General features: G+C 73.6%; 16 protein-coding genes. 7 read left to right on the top strand and 9 right to left on the bottom strand.

The annotated features are described in order from the left end of the window. Nucleotides 1-146: 146 nt before the first annotated feature. A complete protein-coding gene (locus tag DFP74_RS01690) occupies nt 147-3,029 on the bottom strand; it encodes a glycosyl hydrolase (protein WP_121180084.1) in 2,883 nt (960 codons plus the stop codon). 227 nt (nt 3,030-3,256) lie between these two features. On the opposite strand from DFP74_RS01690, the gene DFP74_RS01685 reads away from it, so the two are divergent. Then, a complete protein-coding gene (locus DFP74_RS01685; protein ID WP_121180083.1) occupies nt 3,257-5,380 on the top strand; it encodes an ATP-dependent DNA helicase RecQ in 2,124 nt (707 codons plus the stop codon). A gap of 133 nt (nt 5,381-5,513) precedes the next feature. Here DFP74_RS01685 and DFP74_RS01680 read toward each other — a convergent pair whose 3' ends face one another. Beyond that, nucleotides 5,514-6,449, bottom strand: a complete 936-nt coding sequence (locus DFP74_RS01680; protein WP_121180082.1) for a sugar kinase — start codon at nt 6,447-6,449, stop codon at nt 5,514-5,516. Nucleotides 6,450-6,657: 208 nt separating this feature from the next. On the opposite strand from DFP74_RS01680, the gene DFP74_RS01675 reads away from it, so the two are divergent. The 4 genes from DFP74_RS01675 (at nt 6,658) to DFP74_RS01660 (ending at nt 12,031) form a co-directional block, all read left to right on the top strand. Then, complete coding sequence (locus tag DFP74_RS01675) at nt 6,658-9,378, top strand: GNAT family N-acetyltransferase (RefSeq protein WP_121180081.1); 2,721 nt, start codon at nt 6,658-6,660, stop codon at nt 9,376-9,378. 86 nt (nt 9,379-9,464) lie between these two features. Further along, a complete protein-coding gene (locus tag DFP74_RS01670) occupies nt 9,465-10,043 on the top strand; it encodes a DUF5998 family protein (RefSeq protein ID WP_121180080.1) in 579 nt (192 codons plus the stop codon). 367 nt (nt 10,044-10,410) lie between these two features. Then, nucleotides 10,411-11,232 carry an enoyl-CoA hydratase-related protein gene (locus DFP74_RS01665; protein ID WP_121180079.1) on the top strand — a complete coding sequence of 274 codons (822 nt, stop codon included), beginning with the start codon at nt 10,411-10,413 and terminating at the stop codon, nt 11,230-11,232. 145 nt (nt 11,233-11,377) lie between these two features. Continuing rightward, nucleotides 11,378-12,031 carry an MBL fold metallo-hydrolase gene (locus DFP74_RS01660; protein WP_121187961.1) on the top strand — a complete coding sequence of 218 codons (654 nt, stop codon included), beginning with the start codon at nt 11,378-11,380 and terminating at the stop codon, nt 12,029-12,031. Between the two features lie 25 nt (nt 12,032-12,056). On the opposite strand, the gene DFP74_RS01655 is transcribed toward DFP74_RS01660, so the two are convergent. From DFP74_RS01655 to DFP74_RS01645, 3 genes are all read right to left on the bottom strand, one after another. Beyond that, nucleotides 12,057-14,231, bottom strand: a complete 2,175-nt coding sequence (locus DFP74_RS01655; RefSeq protein ID WP_233570759.1) for a CHAT domain-containing protein — start codon at nt 14,229-14,231, stop codon at nt 12,057-12,059. Between the two features lie 263 nt (nt 14,232-14,494). Further along, nucleotides 14,495-14,932: a carboxypeptidase-like regulatory domain-containing protein gene (locus tag DFP74_RS01650; protein ID WP_121180077.1), complete on the bottom strand. Its 438-nt coding sequence runs from the start codon at nt 14,930-14,932 to the stop codon at nt 14,495-14,497. After that, nucleotides 14,929-15,504, bottom strand: a complete 576-nt coding sequence (locus tag DFP74_RS01645) for an RNA polymerase sigma factor (RefSeq protein WP_233570758.1) — start codon at nt 15,502-15,504, stop codon at nt 14,929-14,931. The genes DFP74_RS01650 and DFP74_RS01645 overlap by 4 nt, the downstream gene beginning before the upstream one ends. A 312-nt stretch (nt 15,505-15,816) precedes the next feature. On the opposite strand from DFP74_RS01645, the gene DFP74_RS01640 reads away from it, so the two are divergent. Further along, nucleotides 15,817-16,311 (top strand): DUF3145 domain-containing protein, encoded by a 495-nt coding sequence (locus tag DFP74_RS01640; protein ID WP_121180075.1) that lies wholly within the window; start codon nt 15,817-15,819, stop codon nt 16,309-16,311. A 9-nt stretch (nt 16,312-16,320) separates the two neighbouring features. Here DFP74_RS01640 and DFP74_RS01635 read toward each other — a convergent pair whose 3' ends face one another. From DFP74_RS01635 to DFP74_RS01620, 4 genes are all read right to left on the bottom strand, one after another. Beyond that, nucleotides 16,321-16,800, bottom strand: a complete 480-nt coding sequence (locus DFP74_RS01635; protein ID WP_121180074.1) for a DUF1707 domain-containing protein — start codon at nt 16,798-16,800, stop codon at nt 16,321-16,323. A 90-nt stretch (nt 16,801-16,890) separates the two neighbouring features. Further along, nucleotides 16,891-17,679: a 3'(2'),5'-bisphosphate nucleotidase CysQ gene (locus DFP74_RS01630; protein ID WP_121180073.1), complete on the bottom strand. Its 789-nt coding sequence runs from the start codon at nt 17,677-17,679 to the stop codon at nt 16,891-16,893. Beyond that, a complete protein-coding gene (locus DFP74_RS01625) occupies nt 17,676-18,740 on the bottom strand; it encodes an ATP-grasp domain-containing protein (RefSeq protein ID WP_121180072.1) in 1,065 nt (354 codons plus the stop codon). Before DFP74_RS01625 ends, DFP74_RS01630 begins: the two co-directional genes overlap by 4 nt. 305 nt (nt 18,741-19,045) lie before the next feature. Continuing rightward, nucleotides 19,046-19,576: a YbhB/YbcL family Raf kinase inhibitor-like protein gene (locus tag DFP74_RS01620; RefSeq protein ID WP_121180071.1), complete on the bottom strand. Its 531-nt coding sequence runs from the start codon at nt 19,574-19,576 to the stop codon at nt 19,046-19,048. A 188-nt stretch (nt 19,577-19,764) separates the two neighbouring features. Between DFP74_RS01620 and DFP74_RS01615 the strand changes: the two genes are divergently transcribed. Then, nucleotides 19,765-20,730: an LLM class F420-dependent oxidoreductase gene (locus DFP74_RS01615; RefSeq protein WP_121180070.1), complete on the top strand. Its 966-nt coding sequence runs from the start codon at nt 19,765-19,767 to the stop codon at nt 20,728-20,730. The last annotated feature ends 103 nt before the right edge of the window (nt 20,731-20,833 follow it).

Genomic DNA, 20,833 nt, shown 5'->3' with positions numbered 1-20,833 from the left:
ATCGTACCGGGGCACGGGTTCGGGGCCGTGTGAGCCGTGCGACGGGACCGATTCGTGACCGCCGCGCGGGGTGGCCCCCGCCCCGGAGACGGGGAGGGGGCCACTCTCACGCGGTGCGGTCCGGGCCGCGCGGCCCGGACCCGTTGTCAGTCGGTGAAGGGGATCGTGACGGTGGCCCCGTCCTCGGGGCCGGCCCGCAGGGCGGAGGAGTCCCCGCCCAGGGCGCTCCACAGCTCCACGCGCACGGAACCGCCGTCCATGTCGCCGAGGGACCCCTCCTGTTCCGCCGGGCCCTGGCCGTCGGTGTACTCCTCCCAGCCCTCCAGGTCGTCGGTGGCGAAGTAGCGGTAGGTCTCGACCCGGTCGTCCGTGCCGTCACCGTCCAGGTCGTAGACCACGCGCGCCTGGACCGCGTTGCCGATCCCGGTGCCGGAGTCCACGGGCAGGGAGAAGGCGGTGGAACCGCCCGTGTGCGAGCCGGTCAGGCCGTCCGCGGTGAGGACCACCCGGTCCTGCGGGGGCAGGCCGTCCTGGTTGGCGCCTCCGGCGGAGGCCACGGTGATCTCCTCGTCCGAGCCGTCCGGGGAACCGGAGAGTCCGGCCGGGGTCAGGTGGAGGGTCCCGTCGCCCACGTTGCCGTCACCGGGGTCGCCCGGGTCGCCCGGGTCGCCCGGGTCGCCCGGGTCGCCCGGGTCGCCCGGGTCTCCAGGGTCACCGGGGTCGTCGGGGTCGCCCCCGCCGCCCTCGCCCGTGGTGGAGGCCACGGAGCGGGGCTCGACGGACAGTTCGACGCCGTCGGAGAAGGTGACGGTGATCGGCTCGGCCCCGGGGTTGAACGCCGTGTGGGTGCGCTCGCCCCCCTGGGCGAAGACCGCGTAGTGCGCGGTGTCGGCGGTCACCGAGACGTCCACGGTGCCGACCTCGGCCAGGGTGGAGACCCACTGGTAGGTGTGCGGCTTCGACTCGCCCGCCTCGGGCTCGTAGCCCGCCCACTGCTGCTCGAAGCGCTCCAGAGCTCCAGGACCGTCGGACAGGGCCTGGTGGGCCCAGTGGACGTCCCGCCAGATCTCGGGCTCGCGGCCGAGACGGTCCACGAGCGACCGGTGCAGCCGTCCCGCGTGCTCGGGGTCGTGGCCGAGGTAGAGCGAACCGGCGGTGATGGGCAGGTAGTTGATGCCGTAGTGCTCCTCGGCGCCGCCGTCCCACCAGATCCGGTAGTCGGCGCCGTCGCCCCACACCATGGCGGCGATGTCGTGCGTGTAGTCGTCGGGGAAGGCGTCGCCTCCGTGGTTCTGCCAGTAGCGCGCCACGGTCGAGGCCTGCGTGGTGTGCAGGTACACGCCCAGGTCGCGGACCTCGTCGTCACCGGTGAGGGAACCGAACAGCGCGGTGGCGGCGGCGAAGTGCATGCCCTCGGAGGAGGACTCCTGGTTGTTCCCCGAGGCGAACCCGGCGTGCCCGGAGGCCCAGCCGTGCCCGGCGTAGGGGGAGAAGGAACGCAGCCGCGGGAACATGTCGCCGTCGGGGTCGGTCTCGGCCACGTCGCGGATGAGCAGGCGGATCATGCCGCCCCAGTTGTCGTCGGAGGCCCAGGCGGTGTCGTAGCGGGCGACGACGGCCGCGGCGGAGACGAAGTAGCCGTAGTGGAAGTCGTGGTCGTTGAGCTCGGTCGCGGCGCCGAAGGAGTCCGGGTAGCCGAGCATGGTGCCCCACCGGTCGTCGTAGTGGAAGCCGCGCTCCCCGCCCGGGGACAGCCACGCCTCCAGCCGTGACCTGACCAGCGTGAGGAGTTCGTCCCGCGCCTCGGTGTGGCCGATCGAGTCGGCGATGGGCACGAGCTGGGCCAGCCGGCCCAGTGCCTTGCCGTCCCAGTAGGTGTCGCCGGGAGTGGGGAAGTGCTCCTCCTCGGCGAGGACCTCGTCGATGAGGGCGCGCATTCGGTCGTGGTCCGCCGAGTCCACGGTGGGCAGGCTCGGCAGGATGCCCTGGGTCGTGAGCTCGGTGGTGAAGGACGCGCCCTCCACCACGCGCATCTCACCCCGGGGCGAGGCGTAGGCCAGGTCGGTGACGGGGGTGGTGGCCGCGCGCCACTGGTGCGGGTACAGGGCCGTCAGCGTGCCGTCCTCGGTGCCCTCCCGCGGCTCGGTCTCCAACCGGTAGGTGCTGGTGAGGGTGGCGTCGGCCTCCGCGTAGTCGTACTCCACCCGCGAGTCGGTGACGAAGGAGTAGGCGTACGGCGCGAAGGTGTCCAGGTCGGACCGGGAGGGCAGCACCGCGACGGAGTAGTAGCCCTCGGAGCCGGTCGCGGCGGTGAAGGTCTCGCCCGAGCGGGTCCAGGCGGTGTCGGAGGGCGCGAACAGGGCGTAGTGGCGTCCGTCCACGCTGGCGCCGACCACGGCTCCGTCCTCGTGCCAGACCTCCGGGGGCGCGGAGAAGGTGACCTGCGCGTCGCCGCCGGCGGTGTCGGCGTAGGCGAAGGGCAGGCCCTGTCCGATGGTGACGTCGAGGGAGCGTCCGCCGCCCTCCCAGCTGGGCGTGACGGTCCAGTCGCCGTTGCCGGCGACACGGGTGTCGGGGGAGCTGAGGCCCTCGACGCCCATCGTCAGGTCCGCGGTGGCGGGGTACTCGTACTTGAGCCCGTCACCGACGATGCTGTGGTCCTCGGTGTAGCCGACCTCCAGGCCCCCTTCGCGGGCGTGGAAGCTGAGGGGGTGGGCGAAGAGGTTCTCGCCGTAGGGGTTGTCGGGGTAGCGCTGGAAGATCAGCGACGACCACCACTCGTTGGTGGGCGCGGGACCGTCGAACTCGGAGGTGACCTTGGGGGCGATCGGGCTGCCGTTGAGGTCCGACGCGCCCGGTGCTCCGGCGGGCAGTCCCTCGGTGTAGCCGCCGGAACCGACGGGGACCTCGTCCGCGGCGGCCGCGGGGGGAAGGGCCGTGGTGCCCGCGGCGCAGACCAGCGCGGCCACGGCCGCGAGGAGGCCGGCGCGCACAGGGGGTCGCGCGGTGGGGGGATGGGTGGCTTGCATGCTGCTCCTTGTGGGAGACGCCTTGGTTGCCGTGCCATGGTTGTGGGAGCGCTCCCAAACCATGATCACTGTTAGGAGTGTTATCTATTTCACAGGGGGACGCAATCCGGGCAGCGCCACCCGTTACCGTCTTGTTGTCATCGAGTGGTGACTTTGGGTACCCGGTTCCACGAACGCGCCTGTGGACGACGACCCGACCGACGCCCGCCTCTGGTACCAAGAGAGGCATGGCCTCCATCCCGCCTCTGCGCGAACGCGCCGAGCACCACCTGCGTGCCCTGGCCGGCGATTCCGCCCGGCTCCGTGACGACCAGTGGACCGCCATCCACGCACTGGTCGCCGAGCACCGCCGTGCCCTGGTCGTCCAGCGCACCGGCTGGGGCAAGTCCGCCGTCTACTTCGTCGCCACCGCGTTGCGCCGGGCCGAGGGCGCGGGGCCCACGGTCATCGTCTCGCCGCTGCTGGCCCTGATGCGCAACCAGATCGCCGCCGCCGAACGCGCCGGCATCCGCGCGCGCACCATCAACAGCTCCAACACCACCGCCTGGGAGTCCACCTACGCCGACGTGGCCGCGGGCGAGGTGGACGTCCTCCTGGTCAGCCCGGAACGCCTGAACAACCCCGAGTTCCGCGACCGCGTCCTGCCGCGGCTCGCCGCCGGCGCGGGCCTGGTCGTCATCGACGAGGCGCACTGCGTCTCCGACTGGGGACACGACTTCCGCCCCGACTACCGGCGCATCCGCTCGCTCCTGCACGAACTCCCCGACGGCATCCCGGTCCTGGCCACCACGGCCACCGCCAACGAGCGCGTCACCCGCGACGTCGCCGAACAGCTCCAGGCCGGCGGCGGGGAGACCCTGGTCCTGCGCGGACCGCTGGAGCGGGAGAGCCTGCGGCTGGCCGTGGCCGACCTGCCCGACCCCACCGCGCGGCTCAGCTGGCTGGCCGAGCAGCTGCCGCGGATCGAGGGCTCGGGCATCGTGTACACCCTCACCGTCAGCGCCGCGCTGGAGACCGCGCGCTTCCTCTCCGAGCAGGGCATGGAGGTGCGTGCCTACACCGGCCAGACCGACCCGGAGGAGCGCCGCGACGCCGAGGACGCCCTGCTGCAGAACCGCGTCAAGGCCCTGGTGGCCACCAGCGCCCTGGGCATGGGCTTCGACAAGCCCGACCTGGGCTTCGTCGTCCACCTCGGCGCGCCGCAGTCGCCGATCTCCTACTACCAGCAGGTCGGCCGAGCGGGCCGTGGCGTGAGCCGGGCCGAGGCGGTCCTGCTGCCGGGCCGGGAGGACACCCAGATCTGGGCGTACTTCGCGGGCCTGTCGTTCCCGCCGGAGGCCACCGTGCGCCAGACCCTGGAGGTCCTGGACGCCGAGGGCGGGCCGCTGTCCACCGCCGCGCTGGAGACCCGCGTCGACCTGCGCCGCACCCGCCTGGAGCAGATGCTCAAGGTGCTGGACGTGGACGGCGCGGTCCAGCGGGTACGGGGCGGCTGGACGTCCACGGGACGCCCCTGGTCCTACGACGCCGACCGCTACGCGGCGGTGGCCGAGGCCCGTGAGCGCGAACAGCGCGCCATGCTCGACTACATCGCCACCGACACCTGCCGGATGGAGTTCCTCCGCCGGCAGCTGGACGACCCCCAGGCCGAACCCTGCGGGCGCTGCGACGTGTGCACCGGGGAGTCCTGGCCCACGGAGGTCGACGCCGGCCACCGCGAGGCCGCCGCCGCGCACCTGGACCGCCCCGGCACGCCCATCACGCCGCGGCGCCAGTGGCCGAGCGGGATGGACACGCTGGACGTTCCGCTCTCCGGCAAGATCAAGGAGGACCTGCGGGCGTCGGAGGGGCGCGCGCTGGCCCGTTTCACCGACGTGGGCTGGGGCAACGACCTGCGCCGACGCCTGGCCGAGGACGCGCCGGACGAGCCCGTCGACGAGCGCATGCTCCAGGCCGTGGTGCGGGTCCTGGCCACCTGGGGCTGGCGGCAGCGGCCCGTCGGCGTGGTGGCGATGCCGTCCACGACCCGGCCGAAGCTGATCACGGACCTGGCCGCCCGGCTGGCCGAGCTCGGACGCCTGGCGCCCGTGGGCGCGCTGGACTACCGCGTCCCGCCGGGGCCGCGGCGGCACAACAGCGCGATGCGCCTGGGCCAGGTGTACAACGCGCTGACCATCACCGACGAGCTGACCGAGCGCCTGGCCGACCTGCAGAACCGGACCCCCGGGCCGATCCTGTTGGTGGACGACTTCTCCGACACCGGGTGGAGTCTCACCGTGGCCGCGGCGCTGCTGCGCAGAGCGGGCGCCCCGGAGGTATTGCCGCTCACCCTGGCCACCAGCGGCGGCTGACCGGGGTCGCCCCTCGCCCTTCGCGTGGGGTGAGGCCGACGCCGGTCCTCGTCGCCCGGGCGTAGCGGTTCCGACGTACGAAACGGACCCCACGTGGCGTGGGGTCCGTTTCGGTTCGAGTCGGTGCGGGCGGCTAGCGGATGCGCTGGCCCCTCGGGGCTCCGCGGCGCACCGGCTGGCCCTCGCCCAGGTCCGGGCGGGCGCCGGGCTGGTGCAGGGCGCGGGCGGCGAGGTGGTGTCCGCGGCCCAGCGCCTCTTTGGGGTGACGACCGGTCAGCCACGCGGGCAGGAATCCCGCGATGAACGCGTCGCCCGCGCCCACGGACCCCGGACTCGGCTCCACCGGCTCGGCGGGAGCGGTCACACAGTCCTCGCGCGTCTTGGACGCCCACAGTCCGCCCTGCTCGCCGAGCTTGATCACGACGTTGGGGAACCAGGCGGTGAGCACCTTGGCGGCGGCCTCGGGCTCGTCCCGGCCGGTCAGCACACGGGCCTGGTCGACGTTGGCGAACAGCAGCCGGGCGCCCTGCGTCCAGTCCAGGAAGTTCTCCGCGCCCGCGCGCTCCAGCGGGGCGTGCGATCCGCCGTCCACCGAGATGGACATGCCGCTCTCGCGGGCCATCCGCAGCGCCACCCGGGCGGCGCGCCGCGAGTCGGCGTTGATCAGCGTGTAACCGGACACGTGCAAATGCCCGTCGGGACCGAACACGTCGCGCGGCAGGTCCTCGGGCTGCAGGCGGGAATTGGCCCCCGGATCGCTCAGCATCGTGCGGTCGCCCCGGTGGGTGATCATCACCACGCACGTACCGGTGGGGCGCTCGGGATCCATCACCATGCGCGAGTCCAGGCCGTAGCCCATGAGCTCCATCTCGCGCGTGCGCCCGGTGATGTCGGAGCCGCGGCGGCCCACGAACGTGGTCTCGACCCCTTCCACCGCGAGCCACGACGCGATGTTCGCGCCCGATCCGCCGCCGTACATCGTCACCGACGCGGGGGTGTCGCTGCCGCGGGCCAGAGGGTGGAACGCGCGTGCGACGGCATCGGTCATCAGATCACCGATGACGACCACTCGAGTCATTTCGCCAACCACCGCCGAGGGTTGAGATCTTGCATGCCAGCACGACGTTAACAGGTGAAGCGTCAGCGGCGTGTAACGAACTGACAGCGCGATGGACACACGCGACGTCGGTTCGGCGGGACGCGGCCGACCGGTGTATACCCGCCCTCCTGGGCCGGGGTTCCCCTGCGGGGGCCGATCGTCGTCTAGTCTCGCAGTCGTGCAGTCCTACCCGAACCACTGGGAAGCCGACGTCGTCCTGACCGACGGAGGCACCGCGCACCTGCGCCCCATCACTCCAGACGACGCCGACCTGCTCCGCGAGTTCCACTCGCGGCTCTCACCGGAGACGATCTACTACAGGTTCTTCGCTCCCTACCCCAAACTCTCCGACCGCGACGTCAAGCGGTTCACCTCGGTCGACTACGAGGACCGCGTCGCGCTGGTGGCCACCATCTCCGACTCGCTCGTGTCCGTGGTCCGCTACGACAAGGTCGCGCCGGAGGAGGCGGAGGTCGCCTTCGTCGTCGAGGACGGGCACCAGGGCCGCGGCCTGGCCTCCGTGCTCCTGGAGCACATCGGCGCCGCCGCGCGCGAACGCGGCGTGCGCCGGTTCATCGCCGACGTGCTGCCCGAGAACCGGCGGATGATCAACGTCTTCCGCGAGGCCGGATACACCGCGCAGCAGACCTTCGACGAGGGCGTCATCCGGCTCACGCTGGACCTGCAGCCCACCGACGACTCCACCGAGGTCATGCGCGCCCGCGAACAGCGCGCGGAGTCGCGCTCCATCGCCCGCCTGCTCTTCCCGCGGTCGGTCGCGGTCATCGGCGCGAGCCGCACGGCCCACACCATCGGCCAGACCGCCCTGCGCAACCTGCTCGCCGGGGAGTTCCAGGGGCCGGTCTACCCGGTCCACCCCGAGGCCAAGGCGGTCGTGGGCGTGCGGGCCTACCCCACGGTGCTGGACATCCCCGACGAGGTCGACCTCGCGGTCGTGGCCGTACGGGCCGAGGCCGTCCCCGACGTCGTGGAGCAGTGCGCCGAGAAGGGCGTCCACGGCCTGGTCGTGGTCAGCTCCGGGTTCGGCGAGATCGGCCCCGAGGGCCGTGCCCGCCAGGACGAGCTGGTGCGCACCGCGCGCGCCGCCGGCATGCGCGTGGTCGGTCCCAACTGCCTGGGCATCGCCAACAGCGACCCGGCGGTGTCGCTGAACGCCACCCTGTCGCCGGACCTGCCCCCGCGCGGGCCCATCGGCTTCTTCTCCCAGTCGGGCGCCCTGGGCCGCGCCATCCTCCAGCGCGTCGCCGAGCGCGGTATGGGCCTGTCCACGTTCGTCTCCGCGGGCAACCGCGCCGACGTGTCCGGCAACGACCTGGTCCAGTACTGGCAGGAGGACCCGGCCACCGAGGTGGTCCTGCAGTACCTGGAGTCCCTGGGCAACCCCCGCAAGTTCACCCGCCTGGCCCGGCGCCTGGCCAAGCAGAAGCCGGTCGTGGCCGTGCGCAGCGGCGGGTCGGCGCAGACCACCCCCACCGGACACGCCGCGGGCGGACTGGCGCTGCCCGACTTCGCCGTCACCTCGCTCTTCCAGCAGGCGGGCGTGGTGCGGGTGGACGACATCACGCAGATGTTCGACGCCGCCCAGGTGTTCGCCTACCAGCCGCTGCCCGACGGGCCGCGGGTGGGCGTCATCGGCAACTCCGACTCCCTGGAGCTGCTCGTCAAGGACGCCGCCGTCCGCCAGGGCCTCAAACCGCACGAGCCGGTCAACCTCGGTCCCCAGGCGACCGCGGAGGACTTCGACCGGGCGCTGGAGACGATGCTGGCCGCCGACGACGTGCACTCGGTCGTGGTGGTCTTCGTCCCGGCGCTACAGCCGATCGGCGACGACGTCGCCCGCGTCCTGCGCGCCCGGGCCAAGGACTCCGACAAGCCCGTCGTGACCACCTACCTGGCGCGCCAGGGCCTGCCCGAGGTGCTGCGCCAGGTCGGGGAGAACGGTGAGACGCTGCGCGGCTCGGTGCCGTCCTACCCCGCGCCCGAGGACGCCGTGCGCGCCCTGGCCCACGCGACCCGCTACGCCCAGTGGCGCAACCGCAAGCCCGGCCGGCACCCCGAGCTGCCCGACATCGACCGGGCGCGTGCCCGCTCCACCATCTCCCGCGCCCTGGCCAAGTCGCAGGGCTCCGGGCAGGACATCGCCTGGTTCGGCGGAGAGCGCCGCTACGACGAGGAGACGGCCGTCTCCAGCGAGGACACCCGCGACCTCCTGGCCAGCTACGGCATCGCCGCCTACCCCGATCTGCCGGTGTCCTCGGCCGACGAGGCCGTCGTCGCCGCGGGGGAGCTGGGCTACCCGGTGGTCGTCAAGGCCGACGCCCCCGACCTGCGTGTGCGCGCCGGCGGCACGTTCGTGCGGCCCGACCTGCGCACCCCCGAGGACGTGCGCAGCGCCTACCTGTCCCTGTACGACAGGTTCGGCGCCGACGCGGAACTGGTCGTGCAGCGCATGGCCGCGCCCGGGGTGCCCACGGTCGTGCGCGCGGGCGACAACCAGTCGTTCGGCTCCGTGGTCTCCTTCGGCCTGGCCGACGTGACCGCCGAACTGTTGGACGACCGGGCCTTCCGGCTGGCGCCCCTGACGGACATGGACGCCGCCGACCTCATCCACGCCGTGCGCGCCGCGCCGCTGCTGTTCGGCCTGCCCGCCGGGGCCACCTCACTGGCCGAGCAGCCCAACGTCGAGGCGCTGGAGGAGCTGCTCATCCGGGTCTCGCGCCTGGTGGAGGCCTTCCCCGAGGTCGGCTACGTGGACCTGGACCCGGTCCTGGTCAACGCCACGGGCGCGCACGTGCTGGGCGCGCGCATGTGGCTGCGCGAGGCACCCGAGGTCCGCCCCGACGCCGGGCCCCGACGACTGCGCGGGGTGACGTTCTGATCAGGAACTGGTCGACCCGTTTCACATCCCGGTCGCGAAGTGTCACGGGAAGGAGGCAGGATAGGGGTATGAGGAAAACACGTGCCGTGTCCACCGACTGGCGGCTGGAGATCGAACGGAGCGGCTACTATCCCGCGCTGGTGATCGACGCCGTCGCCACGGCTCTGGGCGACGAGAGCGCCGAGGCGTTCATCGTCCACCACGAGGCGACCTTCGATCCGGCCATGGAGATGCGCCGGCACATCACGGTGATGGTGTTGACCGCGACGCGTCTGGTGGTGTGCCACACCGACGAGCATCCGCCCACCGAACCGGGCGGGACCTCGCACGCCTCCACCACCACCGACTGCATCCAGCTGGGCAACATCCAGTCGGTGGCCCTGACCCGGGTCGTGCCGAACCCGGCCCAGTACACACCGGGGAGCCTGCCCAGCGAGCTGGTGCTGAGCGTGAACCTGTCGGTCAACTGGGGCGCCGTCGCCAACATCGACCTCGAACCGGCCGCCTGCGCGGACGAGACCTGCGAGCTCGACCACGGCTACACCGGATCCATCACCGCCGAGCCGCTCACCCTGCGCGTGAGCGAGGCGGCCGACGGTTCCGGCGCCGTGGCGGCGATGCTGACCTTCGCCGACTCGCTGTCGACGGCGACCACCCGCCGCTGAACCCGCCCCGGGCCGGGGAGGAGTCCTTCCCGGCCCCGGACGGTTCCCGGGCCGGGTGCCCGACCCGCTCGTGTCCGGTCGTGTCACACAGGGTCGCGCGCCCGTCACACGGACTTAACGAACCGGCCCCGCGCGACCGTGGTGCGTGAACGATCGGTCAGTCTAAGGTTGAACCGGTTGTGTACACCGCCACGACGGGCCCGGCCACGAACCGGGGGCGTCGTACTCAGGGTCACGGGCGTGTGCGGAAGCCCCCGATCTCCGCGCCCGCGGCCCCGCCGGAAAGGAACAGCGCCGCAGGCGTCCGTTGAGGTGGCGGTAGGCGACGGGCGGGAGCGCGAGCGCGTACGACGAAAGGCAGTCCGCGATGACGCAGTACCCGTCCCCGACCTCCTCCGGAGACCGGACAGTGGTCCGCCTCGACGTCGACCGGGCCATCGCCACGGTCACGCTCGACTCCCCGCGCAACCGCAACGCGCTCTCGGCCCGGCTGCGCTCGGAGCTGTCCGCCGCCCTGACCGAGGCCATGGCCGACGAAGAGGTGCGAGGCGTGGTCCTCACCGGCAACGGCCCGGTGTTCTGCGCGGGAGCGGATCTGAAGGAGGTCGGCGCCGCCCTGGAGGGACGGGCCGTCGAGCCGGCGCCCGAGCTGCCCGAGATCTTCGAGCAGATCATGGACGCGCCCAAACCCGTGATCGCCGTGCTCAACGGCGCGGCGCGGGCCGGCGGCATCGGGCTGGTGGCGTCCGCCGACATCGCGCTGGCGCCCAAGAGCGCCACGTTCGCCTTCACCGAGGTGCGCATCGGGGTCGTTCCGGCGATCATCTCCGTGCCGGTGTCCGCCCGTATGCACTCGCGCCAACTCAGCCGGTACTTCCTCACCGGTGAGCTCTTCGACGCCTCGGCCGCCGCCAAGGCCGGCCTCATCACCCAGGCCGTCGCGGACCGGGAGATGGAGCACGCCGTCGACGCCGTGCTGGAGGGACTGCGGGGAGCGGCTCCGCGCGCGCTCTCGCGGACCAAGGAGCTGCTGGGCGAACTCGGCGCCGGCGCGCTGGCCGCGCCGGACCGGCGCAAGGAGGCGTTCGCCCGGATGGGCGAGCTGTCGGCCGAGTTCTTCGGCAGCGAGGACGCGGCCGAGGGGCGGGCGTCCTTCTTCGAGAAGCGCCCCCCGCGCTGGGCGCGGTAGCCGGCCCCGCGCCGTACCGTCCGTACCGTCCGTGCCGCATCGCGCCCTGCCGCGGAACGGGCGGTCGTCGGACGCCCGGTGACCCGGGCACCCGACGTGTGCGGCCCGGGTGCGTACGCTCCCCATGTCGGGCCACAATGGTCTGGTGAGCTACTCCGGAGATACGAGGGTCGGCGGCCCTGCCGACCTGCGACAACTACCGCAACTGACGATCGCCAAGCTGGCCGTCGGGCCGATGGACAACAACGCCTACCTCCTCACCTGCAGAGCGACGGGCGAAGCCGTGCTCATCGACGCGGCGGCCGAGGCCGACCGCGTCCTGGAGCTGATCGGGGAGGGCGGCCTGGCCAGAGTGGTCACCACCCACCGCCACCAGGACCACTGGCAGGCCCTCGCCGAAGTCGTCGGCCAGACCGGCGCCCGCACCGTCGCCCACCCCGACGACGGTGACGAGCTCCCGGTCTCCGTGGACGAGCCCGTCGTCCACGGCGACACCGTTCCGGTCGGGGACTGCACCCTCACCGTCATCCACCTTCGGGGGCACACTCCCGGGTCGATCGCGCTGCGCTACGACGATCCCGAGGGACGCACCCACCTGTTCACCGGCGACAGCCTCTTCCCGGGCGGGGTCGGCCGCACCGGGTCGGACCCCGACTTCCGTTCGCTGCTCGCGGACGTGGAGGAGCGCGTGTTCGGCCCGTTGCCCGACGACACCTGGATCTACCCCGGCCACGGCAGGGACACCACGCTCGGCGCCGAGCGTCCCCACCTGGCCGAATGGCGCGAGCGGGGCTGGTGACCCCGGCGCCACCCGTGGTCGGCGCTCAGGCGCCGTAGCAGCAGAATCCGGACCGCCCGAGGTGGAGGGCCACCGCCTCGGGCACCGGTGTCCCCGCCACCAGCGCGCGGTGGAAGGCGCGCATGGCCCTGCCGGTCGAGGCGTCCTCGACCGGGACGGGACTGGCCACCACGGTGCGCGTACCGCGGGCCAGCAGCGCTCCCACGAACCCCGACGGCAGGCCGGGCGCGGTGGCGAAACCGCGCCCGGTCCAGCATGTCGACAGGGTGACCACCGCGGGCGCCGCGGTGACGTCCCGCAGGTCGCAGGCGAGCAGCGGACCCCGCGGCAGTTCCACGGACGCCAGCAGCGGAGCGTCGTCGGGGACGCGGCCGTGCGCGGCCAGGTGCACGAGGTCGGCGCGGCCGAACTCCGCCAGCACGTCCTCGGGCCGGGTCCGCGCGCCGGTGAGGACCCGTGCCGCGGGGTGCAGGTCGGCGAGCGCGGCGACCTCGGCCCGGGCTCCGTCCGGCTCGGTGCCGGCCACGAGCAGCACCCGGCGGGGCGCTGGCGGGGGAGTGGTCCGCTCGGTCCAGAAGCGGGCGGTGGGGACCAGCGACAGCGTGCGTCCGCACAGCGCGGGCAGCATGCCCCAGGGCGGGTCGCCCAGCGCAGGGTCGGCGGCCACGACGAGCCCGCGGTCGCCCACCAGCGGCAGGACCGGCGCCACGAGCGCGTGGACGGCGTCGCCGTCGGGGGTGGGCGCGCCCTGTGAGCGGGGCGCCTCGTGCGTGAAGTCGGCCAGGGTCCGCGCGGCCCGGCGGAACGGCCCCAGGGGTCGCGCCCGTACCCCCTCGGACGTGGCGACGATCGCGACGAGGTCGTCCAGAGCCCGCACCAGGTGGACGAACGCCCGGTCCGCCAGGCGCTCGACCATCGCCGGGACCACGGGCCCCGCGGGGCCGTGCGCACGCGCGGCCGGCGTGGAGGTGTACAGGGCCCGCCAGCGCTCGGACTCCCATCGGCGCGCGCCCGAGCGCGGATCGCCACCCCGTGCCAGCGCGGCGCGGTAGTGTTCGGTCAGCGTGGTCAGGGCCCTCGACCGGGGCGCGTGCGGGCCCGGGACCAGGGGCGCCGCCCAGGTCCGGCCCAGGTCCGCCCATTCGAGGGCGGTGGCCGCGTCGCCCTCCAGCAGCGCGCGCTCCAGCCCGGCCCGGACGACGTGGGGGTCGGCGACGGCGGGGCCGGCCCAGGCCCCGGGCGCGGCGGCGGTGCTGCGGGCCAGGGCTCGCAGGGCGCGGTGGGCGGTCCGGTCGGGCACCGGGGCCTCGGGTGCGGCCAGTGGCGCGCGCAGCGCCAGGGCCTCCCCGGCCCGCCCCAACGGCTCCGCCGGGCCGAGGGTCGCAGGGGTGCGCAGTGCGTCGTCGAGGGTCGCAGGGGTTCCGAGGGTCGCGTGGGCGCCGAGCGCGTCGGCGGGCCCGGTCGGTCGCGCGGTCCGGGCGACGCGGTGGGCCATGGTCTCCAGGCGCACGGCGAGGCGGTGCCAGAGCGAGCCCGCGCCGTTCGACCGCCGAACGCGCCGGATGAGCTCGACCGCTCGGGTCGGCGAGCCGTCGAGCAGGCGCAGTTTCGCCTCGACCAGGAGCGTGGCGGGCGCCGCCTCGCCGTCACCGCTCCACGATCCCTCGTGCAGGACCGTCGCGGCCTCCTCCACCAGGCCCTCGGCCAGCAGCGCCTCGGCCAGGTCGACGCGCAGGGCGTCGCGGCGGTCGCCGGGCAGGCGGTCGCGCAGGTCGAGGAAGGTCCCGATCGCCGCGACCGCGTCACCTCGGTGGAGCGCGAGGCAGCCCTGGTTCTGTCGTACGACGAGGTCCATGAGCGGCAGGCGCCGTTCCTGGGCCAGGGCGCGTGCCTCGCGCAGGTGGTCGTCGGCCGGCCCGTAGCGACCGCACAGGGTCTGGGCCAGGCCGAGGTTGGCCAGGACACCGGGCACCACCGGGGCCGAGGCTGCGACGGGGTGGCCGCGGAGCCGAACGCGCGCCTCGGTGAGCAGCGAGACCGTCTCCTCGAACCGGCCGTACTGGGCGAGGCGCACTCCGCGGACGACCCGGCGCATCAGGGCGTGGCCCGAGCCCGGGTCGGGGGACGGCCCCGCGGAGCGGTGGACGAGGCGCCCACGGGAGCGGGACGCCGGTGGGCCGGGTCGGGGGATGGGTGGCACGTCCGGCCGCCTTTCGCGGGTGGGTCGGTCCTCAACGGCTCCGGCGCGCACTCGCCTCCGCGGTACCGCTCGTGGAGGGGGCTCCCACCGGCCAGGTCCCAGTGAACAGCAGTGACCGGGTGCGGCGGCAGCGTCGGACGCGGATTCGGCCCCGATCCGTGGGTGCGAAGCGGGGCGAACACCAGCAGAACCGGACGGGTGCGACCGGGTTCGGGGAGGACCCGAACGCGCGACGGGCACAGCCACATCTGTGAAGGGGGGGATCAGACCGTGAACCACGCCGTGATCACCGGGGCGCGGCCCGGCCGGCGTACCTCCAGGCTGAGCGGTCCCCGGTCGAGGCCGGTGAGGGTGAAGCGTCCGTCGGCCCCCACGCGCACGCCGAACGAGCGCCCGGGCCGTCGCGCCCGCAGGTCGGCCTCGTCCACGTGGCCGGTGATCTGGCCGTGCACGGAGCGGTCCGCCGCCTGTGGCCCGCGGGCGGGCGCGTGGACCCGTACGGAGAGCGCGAGGTCGTCGTGGTCGAAGCGCAGCGACGCCGTGACCGGGTCGTGGTCCGCGCGCGCGGCGGTGCGCCGGGGCGGGGACTGCTCGGTGAGTCCGGCCAGGTCGGCGCCGTCGTCGCCGCGGTCGAAGGCCGCCAGAGCGGCCGCTCTGCCGTCGGTGTCCCTGTCGCGTGGGGGGTCGGTGCGTTCCTTCACTCGGGGCCCTTCATGAGGCGGCGGAGGCTGCGAACGATCCGGCGCCGGTGGTTGGCGGCGGCCCGCGGTCCCGCGGCGCCGTGGACCCACTCCGGTGCGGGCGTCTCGTCCAGGTAGTGCAGGACGGCGATCCGGTCCCGAGCGTCGGTGAGCCGGCGGATCGCGCGGTGGAGTTCGTCGTGCCTTTCCCTTTCCAGGTACGCGGACTCGGGGTCGGGGCCGTCCGCCGGGGCCAGGTCGGCCAGCAGGTGCGGGTCGACGGGGCGCTGGCGCAGGGCTCGGCGGCGCTGGCGGGCGCAGACGTCGCTGGTGACCCGGCGCAGCCAGGCGCGGAGCCGGTCCGGGGCGCGCAGCCGCGGCAGGTGCTGGTTCAGGGTGAGCCAGACGGTCTGCACCGCGTCCTCCCGGTCCGGGACGGAGAGGCGGTAGGAACGCGCGACGGCGTTCACGAGCGCCAGGTGGCGGTCGACGATGAGTTCCCAGGCACGGGGGTCGCCGGCGCACGCGCGCCGGACGAGTTCGGCGTCGTCCGGGTCCTCGGATCGCGGGCCGGTTGTGGCCGAAATCGGCAAGAGATGGGGCGATTGATGCCCGTTCTGGGGCGGAAGTACGATTTCGGAGGGAGGAATGACCGTGTGGATGGTCTCATGTGACTGGTCTGGCAATCCCGCCCCCACTATGATCGGACTCCCTGTCCGTTCTGGGGCTCACGCTAGTCTCTGGGGGTTCCGGTTACGGGGGGAACGCTGGAAAATACCAGCGGGAACGATGATTTCCAGGGTGCCCTTGGGGCACAATGGGGCAAAAGGTATCCAGGCGGGTATGCAACCTTCTCGTGATACGAGGGCGTCGGGGAAGCGCACTCGTTCGTATCAGGAGGTTCGGTGTCCGCACGTGGCGTCTTGTACGTCCACTCCGCGCCCGCGGCGCTGTGCCCACATATCGAGTGGGCGGTCGCGGGCGTCGTTGGAGTACCCGTGAAACTCGACTGGGTCGCACAGCCGGCGGCACCGGGCCATCACCGTGCCGAGCTGAACTGGCAGGGCAGGCCCGGCACGTCCGGAGAGATGGCCTCGGCGCTGAACTCGTGGCAGCGCCTGCGCTTCGAGGTGACCGAGGAGGGGTCGCCCGGATTCGACGGCGTGCGCTACAGCTACACGCCGGCCCTGGGCATGTTCACCGCGGTCACCAGTGCGGCGGGCGAGGTCCTGGTCCCCGAGGCGCGGCTGCGCCGCGCGATGGAGGAGGCCGCCGTGGGCGGTGTCGACCTGGCCGAGGAGATCGACCGCCTCACCGGACGCCACTGGGACGAGGAGCTCGAACCCTTCCGCTACGCCGGCGACGGCGCTCCCGTCCGCTGGCTGCACGCGGTGGGCTGATCCCGGCGTTCACCCGGGCGGGGGCTCGCCCTCGCTCGGCCAGATGGCCGAGGCCAGCAGGACCGCCGCCCAGATGCCCAGGGGCACCAGCGGCCAGTACGGCACCAGCTCCCCGCTCATCGCGCTGACCACGGCCCACACGGTGGTCAGGACCACCGCGATCCCGAGCCACCAGCGCCACTCGTCGGTCCACTCGCTCCAGGACACGGTGAGCGCGGGCGCCTGCCACCGCGTCCCGGGATCGTCCGCCTCGGCGGGAGGGCCGGACGCGGGGGCCTGTGCGGGCGCGTGGGGCCGTGCGGGCAGGTCGCCGGTCAGGTCCTCCAGGTCCCCGATGAAGACCGAGCGCAGGGCCAGACCGACGCGCAGCTCGTACTCGTCCTGGCGCAGGCGGCCCTCCACGAAGGCCGTGGCCAGGTGCTCCAAGGTCGCCTCACGTTCGGCGTCCGAGGCACGTACGCGGTGCAGCGGCAGACGTCCGTCGCTCACGTCTCCACCCCCATAGCGGCGTTGGTGACCACACGGTACGCCTCACGCCACGCGCACGGAAGAGGAACGCGAAGCCCGTCGCGCGCCGGTTCAGACCGTCAGCCAGCGGGCCACCGCTCGACCGGTCGCCGGGTCGGCCGCGCCCACCAGTCCCGTGTGCTCGTATCCGTCCCGGTACCCGAAGCCCGTGCCGTCCAACCGGGTGATCCGGCCGCCCACCTCCTCCAGGACCAGGCCGGGAGCGGCCACGTCCCAGTCGCGCACGGGCACGTCCTTGACGAACAGGTGCGCGGAGCCCTCGGCGATCAGGCACAGCTTGAGCGAGATGCTCCCGCTCTCCAGGTACTCGCCGTAGCCGAAGTGCTCGTACACGCGCCGGGCGATGCCGTCCGGCGCGGGCGTGTTGTCGGTCAGCACGCCCCGTCCGGGTGGCGCCGCCTCGCAGGCGGGTAGCGCCATCCCGTTCCGGCGCGCGCCCTGCCCGCGCACCGCGGTGTACAGGGTGCCGCTCTCCGGGGCGAAGACCGCCGACACCTCCGGCCGCCCGCCGATGACCAGGGCGGCCTGGGTGACGTAGCCGGAGAAGCCGTGCACGTAGCTGGCGGTGCCGTCGATGGGGTCGATCAGCCAGTAGCGCGTGGGCCGGTCCCGCGTCAACGACGCGGTGTCCTCCTCGCTGACCACGGGGATGTGGCCGTCGATCGCGGTCAGCCGCTCCGACAGCGCCCGGTGGGCCATCGCGTCCGCCCGCGCCTTGAACTGGCTGCCCTCCCAGGTCCCGCCGCGGGCCTCGGCGCTGGGCCGCCACTCGCGCAGCAGGGCGCCGACCTCGATCACCGCCTCGGCCGCGGCGTCGCGCAGCGGGTGCGCGCGGCTCATCGGGCACGCGCCGCGACGTCGGGCACCGGGTCCGTGGAGCGCCCCGGTGGGACCGGCTCGTTCGCCCGGGCGAGCCGGGGTACCGCGGGGTCGGGGGTGAGCCCGTGGGAGGTGAACTCCTCCTCGCCGATGAACTCGTCGGTCCACCGCCGCACCATCGTCACGCCCTCGCGCCAGGTGTCGGTCAGGCGGGGGCCGCCGGCCACCGCCTGCCGGAGCAGCCCGGCCACCTCGTCGACCCCTGCGGCCGCGGTCAGGGCCGCGGTGGAGGAGAAGCGCGGATTGATCTCGAACACACGCGGCCGGCCCTCGGCGTCCAGGCACAGCTGCACGTTGAACGGACCGTCGGCTCGCAGCGCCGACTGCACCGCGCGGCAGGTGCGCTCGACCTGCGCCTGGTGCCGGGTCACGGCGTACTTGGTGACGCCCCGCTTGAGGACGACCTCCTTGGGGACCACGGCCTGGACCCGGCCGTCCCGCCACACGACCACCGAGACGGTGAACTCCGGTCCGGTGACCCGTTCCTGGACGATCAGCTCCTCGGGGCGGTAGCCGCTCGCCGCCACCGCCGCCGGCACGTCCGCCAGGGCGCCGACGAGCTGGACGCCGCGGCTGCCGCGCCCGCTGCGCGGCTTGACGACGAACCCGCCGGGCTCCGCGGCCGCGATGCCCGCGGGCGGGGGCTCCGAGGCCGCCCAGGTGCGGGGGACGCCGATCCCGGCCGCGTCCAGTTCGCGCATGAGGACGTACTTGTCGAGGCAGGAGGCGACGAAGGCCGGGCGGGGGAGCATGACGCTCAGACCGTCCTGGGCCAGCTCGCCCACCGGCAGCAGTTCCTCGTCCACCAGCGGCACGATCGCGACGGCCCCCTCGCTCGCGCACAGCGCGCGCATACGGGGCAGGAAGGCCTCGCTGTCACCGGCGGGCACGAGGTACCCGCGGTCGGCGAGGTACAGTCCGGGCGCGGTGGGGTCGATGTCCGTGGCGATGACGCGGAAGCCCTGGTCGCGCAGGTGGAGGATGGTGCCGGGGGTGGGAGCCGAACCCGCCGTCGTCACCACTACGGTCGGTCTCGCGGACTGATGGGACACCAGTGAACCCTTCCAGACGTGGGAGCGGGCCGGGTCGGTCGTATCAGCCGAGCCTAGACGCAGGCGGGTCGCCGCGGTCGGTCTTGGCCGATTCCGGCTGTCCGGTGAACCGGAAGGCGGTGCCGCGCGTGCTCGGGGCGCTGCACGCTGCACGCTGCACGCTGCACGCTGCACGCTGCACGCCGCACGCCGGGTTCCGGGCGGGCTGGAGGGTCGTCCCACTGGGGCGGGTCGGGGCGCGGCCCCCGGGGCGGGCGCCCCAGGGGCCGGGGCCGCTACTTCTGCTCGTGCAGGCCGGTGATGATCGCGCGGCCCAGGGTGTGCTGGAACAGGTTGAAGCCCAGGAAGGCCGGGCTCGCCGAGGCGTCGATGCCCAGGCTGGGCACGTCGACGGCGTGGACGACGAACATGTACCGGTGCGGGCCGTGCCCGGGGGGCGGGGCGGCACCGACGTAGCGGTGGCCCCCGGCGTCGTTGCGCAGGGTGACGGCGGACTCCGGCAGGCCGGAACCGTCCCCGGCACCCGACTCCAGCGACGTGACGTCCGCCGGGATGTCGGCCACCGCCCAGTGCCAGAACCCGCTGGCGGTCGGGGCGTCCGGGTCGAAGCAGGTGACCGCGAAGCTCCGCGTCCCCTCGGGGAAACCGCTCCAGGACAACTGCGGGGAGACGTCCTGGCCGCCGGCGCCCATGATCCCGCTGACCTGCGGCGTGGGCAGGGCCTGGCCGTCGGTCAGGTCGGCGCTGGTCACGGTGAACGAGGCGACCTTGGGCAGGAAGTCGTAGGGGGAGGGTGGCGTGGCCACGGAAGGGCCCTCCTTCGTGTGTCGGGTGTGCACTTCCCTACGAACATATGCCGCTGCGGCCCCGTGTGTCTCGCAGGCACGGCCCGGAACGGGACGCACCCGTGGGCACGGAGGGGCGGGGACGGTACGGTCGTGCCGACGGCGAACAAGAACCGGATTCGGTATCCGGGCCACCGACAGGAGTCCACATGACCACGCGCTGGGGCATCACCATTCCGCTGGACGGCGTTTCGCTCTCCGAGCAGAGGACGCTCATCGAGAGCCTGCCCGACCTCGGCTACACGGACGCGTGGTCGGCCGAGGCCAACGGCACCGACGCCTTCACCCCGCTCGCACTGGCCAGTGTGTGGGCGCCGAGCCTGCGCCTGGGCACCGCGATCGTCCCGGTCTACACCCGGGGCCCGGCGACCCTGGCGATGTGCGCGGCCACCCTGGCCGCGGCCGCGCCTGGCCGCTTCAGCCTGGGTGTGGGCACCTCCTCCAACGTCATCGTCGAGCGCTGGAACTCCATCCCCTTCGAGGAGCCCTTCAAGCGCACGCGTGACACGGTGCGCTTCCTGCGCGCCGCGCTGACCGGCGCCAAGGTCAAGGCCGACTACGACACCTTCTCCGTGCAGGGCTTCACCCTGGGCGCGGTGCCCGAGCAGGCCCCGCCGCTGTTCGTGGCGGCTCTGCGCCCGGGGATGCTGCGCCTGGCCGGGCGCGAGGGGGACGGGGCGATCATCAACTGGCTCTCCTCCGAGGACGTGCGCACGGTCGCTCCCATCGTCCGGGAGTTCGGCGAGGACAAGGAGATCGTCGCCCGGATCTTCGCACTGCCCGACACCGACGCGGAGACGGCCCGGGGGATCGGCCGGTGGGCGATCTCGGCCTACCTGAACGTGCCGGTCTACCGCGCCTTCCACGAGTGGCTGGGCCGTGAGGAGCTCACCCCGATGTGGAAGGCCTGGGACGAGGGCGACCGCAAGGGCGCGGTCGCGGCGATCCCGGACTCGGTGGTGGACGACCTGATCATCCACGGCCCCGCCGAGTACTGCCGCGAGCGGATCAGCGCCTACGCGGAGGCGGGCGTCACCACCCCCGTGCTGGCCCCGCTGCCGCGTCCCGGCCAGGACCCGGCCGCCGTCGTGCGCGCGCTGGCGCCGAAGGGCTGATCCGACCCGGTCGCGGACGGTTTCGTGCGCACCTGACATCCCGACCGTCCGGTATGTGACACCGGCCGGCGGCGGCCCCGCCCCACGACGGGGTGCGGTCCCG

It is taken from the genome of Nocardiopsis sp. Huas11 (assembly GCF_003634495.1).
In the GTDB taxonomy this organism is placed as follows: Bacteria; Actinomycetota; Actinomycetes; order Streptosporangiales; family Streptosporangiaceae; genus Nocardiopsis.
Note: the sequence above shows the minus strand (reverse complement) of the source record. Positions and strands in the feature narration are given on the sequence as shown.